This window comes from Pseudoalteromonas mucoides, assembly GCF_049257175.1.
Lineage (GTDB): Bacteria > Pseudomonadota > Gammaproteobacteria > Enterobacterales > Alteromonadaceae > Pseudoalteromonas.
On sequence record NZ_JBMMUC010000003.1, the window covers coordinates 34,859 to 47,030 of the forward strand.

Consider the following 12,172-nt stretch of genomic DNA (forward strand, 5'->3'; position numbering starts at 1 on the left):
AAATATAATTCCTAAAAGGATATAGTAAGCTAAAGTTACTCAGCAATAGTTACTATCCCTAGTTCAAACTTGCCCAAAGACTTGATATATATAGAATAAAAAGCATATCTCATATGTCAAATAAGCTCTTGGATCGGCATGTAGTTTCTACAATAATATATGGCTACTTGATGGTAGTCAGCTGTTAAAGTTGATGATTAAGGGGGAAACCTATTTCAACAATTCTCAATGTAATCAATTAGTTGCTCTATTGGTAAAGGCTTAGAGAAAAAATACCCTTGAATTCGAATGTCTTTATGTTTCGCTAAATAGCTGATTAACCTTTCATCTTCAACCCCTTCCACAACAACTACTTTACCCAAATCAAAACAAGCAGTTATTATAGTGTCTAATAACCGTCTTTCCTTTGAATCTACCTCAGCTCCTAAAGTAAATTCACGGTCAATCTTAATAATATTTGCTGGTTGATTAGCGAGCGAAGACAAACTTGAATATCCTGTGCCAAAGTCATCAATAGCAACGTTTACTCCTAATTCAATCAGGTCATGGAGGGTGTTTTCCAATATCGTTTTTTCCTGAAAAGAGGACTCAGTAACTTCGACTGTAAAGTTGTTGAATAAAATATTCCCTTGTGTAAGTAATGAAGTTAAATTACTAGAAAAACCTTTCTTCACAATGTGTTTTGTTGAAAAATTAACAGCAACAATAATATTTTGTAGCTGTGGATACTTTTTTATATCACTAATAACTTTATTTAAGACTAACTCACCCACTCTAACGACTTGCTCTGTTGTTTCTGCTACAGGAATAAACTTAGCAGGAGAAACCCAGCCTCCTTTTTGTGGCCACCTTACTAGCGCTTCGACTCCGGTAATAGTTTGGTTATTCAAGCAATGAATAGGTTGATAAAAGACCTCTAATTCATTATTTTGAATAGCTTTGTATAAATTATTTCTTATTTCAATAGTTTCTTTATAAATATTTTCCATAGATTGTTGGTAGAGCTCAACTTGATTACCACCATGCTTTCTTGCTTGCTCTAAAGCTATATTCGCTTGTTGCACATTATAATTAATGTCAAAAGAGGCTAGTTGTTCGTAATATACAGCTCCACAACTAGCTGTTAAATTCAATTCAATATTTCCTAAATAATATGCTTTGGAAACCTCTAGCAAGATGTTATTTAATTTCTCTTCTAATTCAGGAAGGTGTGTATTAGTAAAATACAAAATAAAACTATCTCCAGTCCCTCTAGCAACAATAATTGAATTGTCATCGTGTTGGGCTCGACTCGATATTCTCAGAGCAACGTCCTTTAAAAGCTGATCACTAGTTTTGTGCCCGAGCGTATTGTATGTAGCTTCAAAAAAATCTAATTTTAGAACAGCAGTTGAAAAGCCATTTATCACTTTCATTGATTGTAGGTTTGTGAACACTTGATTTAAGGCTTCTAGCCGTAAAAGGCCTGTAACCTCATCATATTTAGCTCTGAGCTCTGCAAGCCTAGATGAATCAGCGATTAAAACGACGACAAAGACAAAAGCGAAAGTAAGCCAGAGAATAAGTTGATTTATAACTGTACTTCGATGGATAGCTATATAATTGTTTATAAAGCTAAATGTATTATGTTCAACTAAGCCCTGCACAGAAATTTTGTTAGCAATGAAATAATTATAGCCTGATTTAAGCTCTGCGAGACTTGCTCTTTTTTTATCTTTAAAATCTACAGAGAAATATACTTGAGGAGTTAACTCGATGTAGGTGTCATACTTGCTAAAATGCTTTAAATAATCCTTTTCCAACAATAAATTCATATCTAATAGCGTTAACAAATAAAACTTACTGCCATCACTAAGCTTGATAGGCGCTAAGAACATGAGTATAGGGATTTCTGAATTCAGAGTTAATGAGTTTGCAGCAAACTGAATATCTTTTGAGCTCTGCCTCATCCACGCTTTTATTGTCGGCTTTTCAAGCATCCCATTAGCGTAAAATGTTTTTGCAAAGTCGTTACCTGAATAGAAATCCAACTTTTTGTCGACAACCAAAACACCTTTAATTACTTCATAGTCTTTTGTGTAACTTTTTGCGTCAATATTTACTAAAGTCTTGAAATTATCATAGCTGAGGCTTTCGACCCTTTCTCTGATTCTAGCAACTGCTTGTTTTTGTGAGCTAAGATTTTTATTTAACATAGATTCAATTAAATGGACTCTTTCTCTTGCGATAGCTTCCTCATTTTTGACTACGTTTAAGGAGCTTTGATGCCAGATTGCCGTTCCAGAGAAAATAATAATAAACGCTACTAGTTTAATACGATTGCCATCAACTGACCGAACGTTTTTAAAATATATCTTAATTAAAAATGCTGAAAATATGATAAACAAAAAAAGAGGTGCTAAAGATAGAGTAAATGGATTTCGATCAATCCAGCCTAGGTTCACATTAACATCCATATGGAACAAAAATGAAAATTGAATGAACAAAAAATACACAAAGAAAACAGGTACCAGTGAGAGACAAAACTTTTTTGATTTTATAGAAGAATCAACATTTTTCAAAAGAAGTAAAATAAGAAAAACTAGAGCTGAAATGATGGCTGCCGTAGGAGTTATTACACTCATAAGTTCATATTTATAAAGCATGAACTCACTAAGACCTAGAATGGAAACCACAAGGCAAAAATAGGATATTATACTATAAAGTACACTCGCTGCATTTCTTGTGACATTGAATTGCATACAGTACCTTTAACATTTTTCTGATTATTCATCATTTTAGAAGTATTAGATTGTTTATGCAACCTAAGAATAATCTACTAGTAATATGCACATGGGACTTCTCGCTTTACAACACACAATCATTATTTATAAACTATTATTCCTTGACTGATAAGTCCGCTATGGTGAAGGGCTAACTTGACACCCACTCTAATTTTACAAGTAAAAGCTGTGTTTTTATATTTATTTTTTAGGTTAATAATTAATGTTTCACGGCTGCGTTACTTCATTTCATTCAGTAAATAAGCCATTATCACCTTTAAACCTAAATTACACGCATAGAAACAACTGCACCATTGCAGTAACAACTTTTTCTGATGAGTAAATTAAGTTTTATGCAAATAGCTTCTCACTGTTACTAATATTCGCGCGCCATTTTCTATTTAAGTTTTCACAGTAACCTGCTTGTGATGATGGTCTCCCTACGGCACCATGAAATACACGTGTAAATTGGGTTGTGAGTTTTAACCAGTTTTCTGGAGATATGTTTAACCTTGCTAGCAAAGGGAGGTTCATATTATCAATATACCCTCGCTTATCCTCTTGCATTACTCGCCCTGTTAGCTCAACTAGTTCAAGGTACGATTTAAGTTCAAACGGTAGCCCTTTTGGCATAATTTGACACGGCATACCTGCAAAGCGAAGTAGTTGTTTTGGTTGTTTACCTTCTTTTGCGTATATTAGCCGCTTTTGAACGCTGGTATGGACAGATTCTTCTGGTGTGTTAGCCATTTTTGCTCTAATCGGATTTAAGTCTACATAAGCCATACAAGCTGCAAGTGCTGCTTCATCTAGTAAAGCGTGTGATTTTAAGCGACCTTCCCACAAATTTATAGGGAATAAATTTGAATCCCGTTAGGCGGCCCGAAGGGTGAGCGCCGTGGATGGCAGCGAATAAAATCGGCCTGTGCAGTTATCTTCTTTATTTGCCCTGCGAGCAATACCTTCATTTAATAGCCGCATAAACCAGCTAATACTTGATAAGCGTTCGCGGTATTGTTTGACAGTTTGATTAAAAAAGATGTGTTCTGATTTGCTTAGCTTTTCACCTTGTACGTATTTTTGCGTTAGCAAGGTGCCTTTACACAGTTTATGCCAGCGAATAACAATTGCTTTGTCATTCAACCTGTTTGCCTTTTTATCATCGACATACAGGACTAAATGGCTGTGGTTACTCATTACAGCATAAGCACACACATCAATACAAAATACTTTGGCTAACTCTAATAGCTTATCTTCAACCCAGTCTCTGCGGTGTTCGTAGGATTGGCCAGTAAAATGATCTTCACCACATAAAAATGCACGCCGAACGCAACGTGAAATACAGTGATAGTACTTTGTATCTGCCAAACTTACTTGACGTTTTCTTGCAGTAGCCATATTTCACCCTGTTTGTTTTTTATACTAATTAAACATTAGTGAAAAATTGGCGAGATACAAACTTTATAATGGGTGTCTCGTTTATTTTTTGTTTATTTTTAATTGAGGGAATTGCAATTATTATTGGTGTTGACCGCTTACTTGACATGACTCGTACAGCCGTTAATGTTACTGGAGATTGTATGGTTACCTGTGTTGTCGCAAAATCAGAAGGCCAATTAGATGAAACTGTATTTAATGACTCTAATGCCGCAAAAGAACTGGAAGACTACCACCAAAAAGTGAGCTAAGTTCTCATAATACATAAAGAGCCAGCCTATGCTGGCTCTTTTAGTTCATACCGTTTTATTTTGTATTTCAGTGGTTTTTTTTGCCAACCTGCTGCGCTTAGGAACAACACTTTTAACCGAGTCAACTATCGGTTTCGTATAAATCGCCCAAATCGAGTTATGCCCCGCATCATAGTTCCCCACACCAATTGAAATTTTTCCGACTTGATCTGCACGGAGCAACGTACCAAAAAGCTTATCCCAAATAGCGAGTGCTGACCCTAAATTGGTATCAAAGTGTTTGGGGTTATCGCTGTGGTGAATTTGATGTTGTGCTGGGCTAATAAACCAATTCTCAGCGCGCCTTCCCCAACTAAGCCAAACATGTGAATGGCGCAGATTTGAACCCATTGTATTAAATACAAACACGAACACGTTAGCCCCAAGTACATCGAACATTGAAAGCTGGGGGCCAAATATGTAAAAACATACACCGACCACCATTCCTTGCGATAAAGCCATCCGACAAGCATATAGATAACTTTCAAACGGGTGCGAGCGGTATATGGTGAAAGGAGTTAGTACTTTAGCCGAATGATGAACTTTGTGATAATGCCATAAAAATGGCACTTTGTGTAGCGCATAATGTAGTAAAAACCTCGAAAAGTCATCGGCAATAAACAGTAAGATTGTAAAAACCGTGATCACTGCGCCTTTTGGTATAATCCATGGGGAGGACTCACCAAAAACCGTTTCTATAAGATCTGTTGTTGCCAAGGCTATAGGCACCATCGTTAACACAATGGGCCCAAACAAAAGCGCTTTTAGAATGCGGTTATAAAACCACAACTGGTAATCTTGGCGAGCACTGGGCGCCCACCAGATTTTTTTTGCAAACATAAAACGAAAAAACCCCTTTGTGGTTTTTTTTGTTTTACGAACGCTATAGACAAATAGAGCGAGTAAAAAAGCCATGATGATATAGCCAATAAAAATGCGTTTATTGGGGTCAAACAAATAACCAGGTGTTTGGGCTAATGTTTGCCAAATTGTATCTATCATGACTTATCTCATTTAAAAACTAAATTTATAACCTACTGTAAGTGTTCTAGGTTTACTCGGTCTTGCACCATATGGACGCCGGCTGACAAGCTTATCGTCATCAAATAGGTTATCTAGTTTTAGATAAATTTGACCATAATTAACTAAATCGTAACCCGCAGCTAAATCAACCACAGTACGAGATGGTACATGTTTGCCCGCTAGCGCAAGATCAAAGCCTTCATACGACACACCTGCTGTTTCAGCCATGTCACTGGTATATTTAACCAGCATATCAACATACCAGTCATTGTGGCGCACACCTAAGTTTAAACTTGCTTGATGATCAGCTAAATAAGGCAAACTATCTCCCGCTCTAACATGACCCCATTGTATAAACTCGGAGAAGAACTCTTCTTTAAATTCACTATCAGTGTATGTGTAAGTAAAATTAATAGGCAAATCGAGTGTGTCTGTTAGTGTATAAGTGTGTTTAAATTGGGTTTCAAGCCCCCAAACATCCACTTCACCACCACTAAAAGAGCGGTCTAGTTGTGCTTGACTGCCGCAATTTGACTGCCCGCAGCTTTCAGTCAGGTTACTGTAATCATTTAAAAAGCCGACAACTTCAAGCGTCGTATTACCGTTATTAAAACGACCACCTAGCTCATAGTTAACGCTTTTTTCAAACTCATCTTCGCCGTCTTTCACTGCCGTTGCGGGGCTCGAAGGAACAAAACCTTGATGAACACCAAATAATAAGCCACTGTTATCGCTTAATTGATAAAAGCCACTAACACCTGGTAACCATATCTGGCTGGTCTTTTGTTGCCAATCATCCCCCTCGCCTGCTGAGTCATTTTGATATTCCATATCCATAAACTCACCACGTAAACCTAAACCGAGAGTTAGTTTATCGAGACTAATTTGATCTTCAACATACACAGACCATGCACCTGTCGATTCAGTGTTTTGGGTTGTAAAACGACGAGAACCATCAACGAGTGTATTTATGCTATCAGTCATAGCATAAGTGTCTTCAAAATGATCGCGCTCGATTTCATCTTGATGCAAACGTATACCAAATGAGAGTGTGTGAGCTAAATCGAATAATGCTAGCTGCCAGTTACCATCGATTTGAATACCTTGCGAATAATAACTTCTGTCGTTAGTACCCATGTTCAAAAAGTAGTTTGTCTCTCCTGCCACTACTGAGTCTCGTTGGCCAGTAATTACGTCATACTGCCCTGAAAACTGCTCTGGGAACGCAATAATATCGGACAAACTTGCACTACTATTTGAAAGACTATTGAGCTTTAACCAAGCGCGTTCATAATCATTTCGATAAATTCGCGTTGTTAGGTTTAAATCTTCACCACTCAATTGGTGGGTAAACATAATTTGCGTGTGCTTAGTATCCATATTCGCAGGTTGGCTAGCTGCATAGCGGCGATATGGATTTTCATTAAAGTCTTCGTCGGTTAATCCTAAGTAAGTTTCATCCGATTCTTCGTCAGCATACGACAATTTAAGCTCAAGGCGTTGATCATATTCCTGGCCTGCGATTTTATAATCTAACTTAACTAAAAAATCGTTTTTATCAAAGCCGGTATCATCACCACCATCTAACTCTTTAAAGCCATCCGCTTTTAAAGTAACACCTTCAACTAAAAAGCCAACGTCACCGATACGATCGCCATAATAACCATGCGCTTTTTTATACCCATCAGAGCCAATGGCTAAATCAAGTGCCCCTGATGCATAATCAGGCACTTGGCGAGTTACCAAATTTAAGGTACCCGCAACAGTTTGAGGACCATATTTAATAGCAGCAGGACCTTTGAAAACCTCAACGGCGGTCATCCGTGTTGTTACTGGGAAATAATATGCAGCCGGGGCAGAATAAGGTGATGGGCCTATTAGTACACCATCTTCTAAAATAGTAATTTTTTTACTTCGCTCAGGCGTCACACCACGAAAGCCTATATTCGGGCGCAAGCCATAGCCATCTTCTTGGCGAATATTCACACCCGGCACTTGAGCTAAAATACGGTGGATATCATCGTATTCAAACTCTTCAAGCTGTGCTTCATCAATTAATGTTGCAGAGCCTGCTTCTGTGCGTAGACTAGTTTGGTGACTAATAATTTGTATATGTTCAAATTCTTTATCTTTTGCAAAACTATTGAAACCTGTAGCGGCAAGACTTACAGCTAAGGCTAATTGCGTGTATCTCATTATTTATCCTTAGTCGTTATCGCCAGCAGACGTTTTTGGTAACTCTAAAGCAAGCTCGTTGATAAAGTCGTTTTTCAACTCATCGGTGATATTTTTTACTTTGCTGTGAACCTCGCGAACCTGCTCTTCATTATCTATTAAAGCAGTGCCAAGATCCGTTTCAATAGCTGTAATGGCCGCTTTACTTTGGGCTATACCCTCTAACATACGCTCTAATGTCGCTGTTGCTTGCTCGTCGTTAAGGTAATCATCAAAACCGATTAGCTCATCGCTACCTTCTAACTGACCAAGTAATAATGCTTCAAAAGCGATAATGTTAGCTTTTATATTGGCTAATGAGCTTTTTGAATCAACACTTTCAACATCTTCTGGACAAGCCGATGTTCCACACGAGTTTGGAAAAATACCAATAGGCTCCGCTATTTTTTTGTCTTTCACTACTTCAGTTAAATAAAATAACGCATCAGAGATATGATTGAGCGCAGCATGTGCACTGTCAAATTGTGAACCTGATTGACCAGCTGTTTTGAGTTGCATTGCAAAACCTGTGTCGCCCAGCCATTTATCGAGAAGTTCTGAACTTGAATTGACAACATCTGTAGCGGCTGTCACTGCAAATTCACAACGGGCTATTTTTCTATCGTGTACAGTGCGGTTATTCCAATTAGCTAGTGCATCATTAGTAACACTGCAATGATGGTCATATTGCTGATTAAATAAAACGTGCTGAAGTGCAAACATGCCGCGACGAGTCGCTGTTCGTGCAGCAATATCATAAGGCCGCGTTTGGTCTTGGTTGATCACTTTATCTTGATGATAAACAACATCTTGGTCGATACCACAACGGCTAATTGCAGGCCATGAGTAAATACGGCTTCTTAATTCACCATTATTGCTAATTAAAGGCCCAACCTGCATCATTTCAACTTGTTGCCAACTAGCCATGGTTTCTAGCCAAGCTGATTGCGCCGATACTAATGCTGTAGCGGCTTGCTCTGAGCTTGATTGAATGCTTTGCTGCTCAAATTGACAATAATTACTAATGGTTTGTTGCTGTAATTGAGCTTGAGTTTGAAATAGTTCAAATGCAGGTGTGATCACATTATCAACGAGACTCGAAACCAATTTTGCTTCATCAAAGCTAGCACCTGAATTTGGCTGCGTATCTTCAGTTACAGAATCATTAAAACCATCGCCTTGGTTACTCGAGGTACTCTCACCGCATCCAGTCAAGGCAAATACAACTGCGAGACTCACAGTGGCTAACTTAATCTTTGCTATATACATATTACATCCTAATACAACGACAAAAAGGCTAGCTTCAAGCTCGGAGCTCTCCACTAACCTTTTAATTTGGCTTAATCGCCTATGTAATTGAACTTACCAGTTACTAACATTCTCAGCATTAAAACCATATACTTGTTGCATAAGTTCACGTGCCTCTTCTAGATCAGTTTTGTATTGAGCAATTGCATCTGCGTCAGTTAACACTGGTGCATCAGCAAATAATGTATGTAATTGAGCAAACTTATCTTCATTACCTTGCGCGTTGAATGGGCTGAACGGGCTAAATTGGAAATTCAAAGCAAAACCTTTCATTTCACCATAGTGTTTAGCTAAAGTGGCAAAGTCCTCTGCTGAGTATTCACCTGTGCTGATAGTCTCTAAGTCAGCAATGGTGTCATTAATGTAATGAACAACCGTCGCTGCAATTGCATATTCCCAGTTAGCAACCGCATCATCACGATACCCTTTAAGCTCTGTCATTTGCTCATCAGTCAAAGCAGTGCCAACGGCTTCATTAATAAGCTTACGACCGGAGATAAATGCATTCATCGCCGCAGCTGTAAAGTCAGTTCGAACCTCAGCACCACGATCACGTTTTGCAGCGTTAGTTGAGTTACCCCAATTATACTCAGACGCTAAATCAATTTGACCATCACTTGAGTAATCGTTATAACCAGCTTTGAATTCATCACGACCATCTTTTGCAGCGATTTCGTCATCGCTGTATTCTAAGTAATTGCGCGCCGCACCAAAATAGCCGAAGCCTTCATCGAATTGATGCTCCAGTGCAGTGTATGAAGTGCCATCTTTTTGGCTTGTTATATTATCGGTCTCTAAACCTTGTTCAAGGTAGTCATCAGTTCCCTGCGAGAACATCACTGCCCCTAGAGTATGCTTTTGAATTAATTGGTTTAAATCTAAACCTTGTGCAGTGATATATAAGTTAGTGATTGGGTTGCCCGCAGGATCCGTTAACACTTCACCACTATTATGTTTATCAATATTGGTAGCTAATAAATCAAAATAATAATAAATTAGACCTTCAGGTGTTTTCGCTTGCGTACCAAAGTCAGTCCAGCCTAGAAATGTGCCATCTACTAACCAGTCTTTGTACATTTTAGCTGCATCTTCACCTGCCACTTTACCCGATAGCTCTTTACCTGAAGAAGAGATATCAGCAAATGATTTTTGCACACTATCTGCTGGCACAAAGCTCATCGTGTTGTCTTTTACAGCTTCATAATCACCCCAAAGCGCCATAAGTTGAGCTTTTACATCATCGCCGGTCAGGCTATTATTGGTAACATATTCTGTTGTTAGCTGGCCTACGTAATGCTTGATTTCAGCTGATAATGCATGGCGTGCAATTTGACCCGTATAACTTACTGAAGAACCATCGCTTCCAAGCTTTGATGCAAATTCATAGATATTTTCACCATCAACAGCCTCTATATCCGTTACGCTCACGTCTAATTCTTTAGTGAAGCTAAGACCGCCTGCGTCTGTAACAGTAATTGCCACAGTTACTTGCGCTTCTTGTTCAAAGTTTAATGCAATACCGCTTTTAAGTTTAAGCGTGGTGTCATTAACAATTTCAAATCTATCTTCGTCATCTGCAAGAGTAAATGTAAGCCCTGAATCAGTATCATCAGTTGCTGATAAAGTCCCCACTTCGCCAGCTATTACATCATCATTTACTACTGCAGCTGATAAAGTGATGTCTGAAGGGGCTGTGTTCGCTGGAGCAGTTGTATCAGAATCATTGCCATTATTGTTGTTATCGTTTGAGTCTGAACCACCACATGCGGTTAAACCAAGTGTTGCTGCAAAAATAGCAGTACTAAGAAGTGTTTTTTTTAAGATCATTATATTACCGTTTAGTTGTAACCATTAATGGTAATCTTACACGCTTTATTAAATGGGAATCAATACTATCCTCATTTATTTGTTAGAAAAACTTAATTTAGTTTTAAATTTTACTAAAACTAATAAAAACCATAGACAGCAAGCAATACAAAAAAACTAAGTTTTTTGTTCAAAGCAGTACATTGAGATGAGTAGGATAATAAATTGTTTAAAGTAAGGGTAATTAGGCAAGCAGTTAAGTAATACAAAGATGAGTATCACTGAGGATACTCATAATATGTTTAAAAAATATAGTTACGGTTTTAGCTTAGCAAAGCGAGAATACAAAGATACACCTACAGATCCAATTGTCGTAGAAAGACCTATTGCAAGCTTATCACTTAGGTTCTTTTTAATTTTATAACTGACTTTATATATCTGTTTTTCTTTGTACTGAGCCATAAGTAAATCATCACTGGTATTGATTTCATCGACTAAGCCTTTATCAAGTGCTTGAGCCGCAAACCAATGTTCCCCTGTCGCAACGCTATCAATGTCTAAGCTAGGGCGTTGTTCAGTCACAAATTGTTTAAACAAACCATGAGTTTGCTCTATTTCTTCTTTAAATTTCTCACGTCCTTTATCGGTGTTTTCGCCAAACAACGTCAATGTACGTTTATATTCACCAGCAGTGATTTGTTCAAACTCTACGTCATTCTTCTTAAGTATTTTATGAAAGTTAGGAATTTGAGCAATCACACCGATTGAACCGACAATCGCAAATGGAGCGGCAACAATTTTATTAGCGACACAAGCCATCATATAGCCGCCACTGGCCGCTACCTTATCAATAGCCACCGTTAAGTTAATACCTGCTTTAGTTAATCGTTGTAGTTGAGACGCCGCTAAGCCATAGCCATGTACTACACCACCACCACTTTCTAATCGTACAAGTACTCTGTCCTTTTCTTTATCAGCAAACGTTAAAATTGCGCTGATTTCTTCACGTAAGCTGTCAACTTCATGAGCGTCAACACTGCCATTAAAGTCAATTACATACAATCTAGGTAATGGTGCTGGTTCGGTTTTTTTTGCCTCAGATTTTTGCTTTTTCTGATACGTTTTTAATTCTTTTTTCGATAAAGTGCTCGAAATAAAGCTATCTTTTAGTTCTGTTAATTGCTCAGATAAGTCATCTACAACAATCTCACCTTTTTTACTTTTAGGCTTAACTGATGAAGCAACAACAATAGTAACAACTGCTATAGTAGCAATCACAAAAGTAATGGTTTTTGCGAAAAACAAACCATATTCATATAAAAATTCCAAAAA

The 12,172-nt window shown here is 37.9% G+C and carries 6 protein-coding genes and 2 pseudogenes; 1 reads left to right on the forward strand and 7 read right to left on the reverse strand.

What is annotated here, in order from left to right; all coding sequences use genetic code 11:
* Positions 1-215: 215 nt before the first annotated feature.
* Together AAEU30_RS03530 and AAEU30_RS03535 are read right to left on the reverse strand one after the other, a co-directional pair.
* Positions 216-2,741, reverse strand: a complete 2,526-nt coding sequence (locus AAEU30_RS03530) for an EAL domain-containing protein (RefSeq protein WP_421959339.1) — start codon at positions 2,739-2,741, stop codon at positions 216-218.
* A 372-nt stretch (positions 2,742-3,113) separates the two neighbouring features.
* Positions 3,114-4,160, reverse strand: a pseudogene (locus AAEU30_RS03535) (transposase).
* A 101-nt stretch (positions 4,161-4,261) separates the two neighbouring features.
* Between AAEU30_RS03535 and AAEU30_RS03540 the strand changes: the two are divergent.
* Positions 4,262-4,450: pseudogene (locus tag AAEU30_RS03540) on the forward strand (cation:dicarboxylate symporter family transporter); the annotation flags it as partial.
* Positions 4,451-4,495: 45 nt separating this feature from the next.
* Here AAEU30_RS03540 and AAEU30_RS03545 read toward each other — a convergent pair.
* The 5 genes from AAEU30_RS03545 to sohB all read right to left on the reverse strand — a co-directional run bounded on the left by AAEU30_RS03545 (position 4,496) and on the right by sohB (position 12,169).
* Positions 4,496-5,491: a sterol desaturase family protein gene (locus tag AAEU30_RS03545; protein ID WP_421959340.1), complete on the reverse strand. Its 996-nt coding sequence runs from the start codon at positions 5,489-5,491 to the stop codon at positions 4,496-4,498.
* Positions 5,492-5,503: 12 nt separating this feature from the next.
* Positions 5,504-7,708, reverse strand: a complete 2,205-nt coding sequence (locus AAEU30_RS03550; RefSeq protein ID WP_421959341.1) for a TonB-dependent receptor family protein — start codon at positions 7,706-7,708, stop codon at positions 5,504-5,506.
* A 9-nt stretch (positions 7,709-7,717) separates the two neighbouring features.
* Positions 7,718-8,995: an imelysin family protein gene (locus tag AAEU30_RS03555; protein ID WP_421959342.1), complete on the reverse strand. Its 1,278-nt coding sequence runs from the start codon at positions 8,993-8,995 to the stop codon at positions 7,718-7,720.
* 93 nt (positions 8,996-9,088) lie between these two features.
* Positions 9,089-10,861 carry a DUF4856 domain-containing protein gene (locus tag AAEU30_RS03560; RefSeq protein ID WP_421959343.1) on the reverse strand — a complete coding sequence of 591 codons (1,773 nt, stop codon included), beginning with the start codon at positions 10,859-10,861 and terminating at the stop codon, positions 9,089-9,091.
* 294 nt (positions 10,862-11,155) lie between these two features.
* Positions 11,156-12,169: a protease SohB gene (gene sohB, locus AAEU30_RS03565; RefSeq protein WP_421959344.1), complete on the reverse strand. Its 1,014-nt coding sequence runs from the start codon at positions 12,167-12,169 to the stop codon at positions 11,156-11,158.
* Between the last annotated feature and the right edge of the window lie 3 nt (positions 12,170-12,172).

What these genes read in the sequence shown, in the direction of transcription:
- AAEU30_RS03530 (WP_421959339.1), bottom strand. Translation starts at nt 2,741, where the DNA reads ATGCAATTCAATGTCACAAGAAATGCAGCGAGTGTACTTTATAGTATA.
- AAEU30_RS03545 (WP_421959340.1), bottom strand. Translation starts at nt 5,491, where the DNA reads ATGATAGATACAATTTGGCAAACATTAGCCCAAACACCTGGTTATTTG.
- AAEU30_RS03550 (WP_421959341.1), bottom strand. Translation starts at nt 7,708, where the DNA reads ATGAGATACACGCAATTAGCCTTAGCTGTAAGTCTTGCCGCTACAGGT.
- AAEU30_RS03555 (WP_421959342.1), bottom strand. Translation starts at nt 8,995, where the DNA reads ATGTATATAGCAAAGATTAAGTTAGCCACTGTGAGTCTCGCAGTTGTA.
- AAEU30_RS03560 (WP_421959343.1), bottom strand. Translation starts at nt 10,861, where the DNA reads ATGATCTTAAAAAAAACACTTCTTAGTACTGCTATTTTTGCAGCAACA.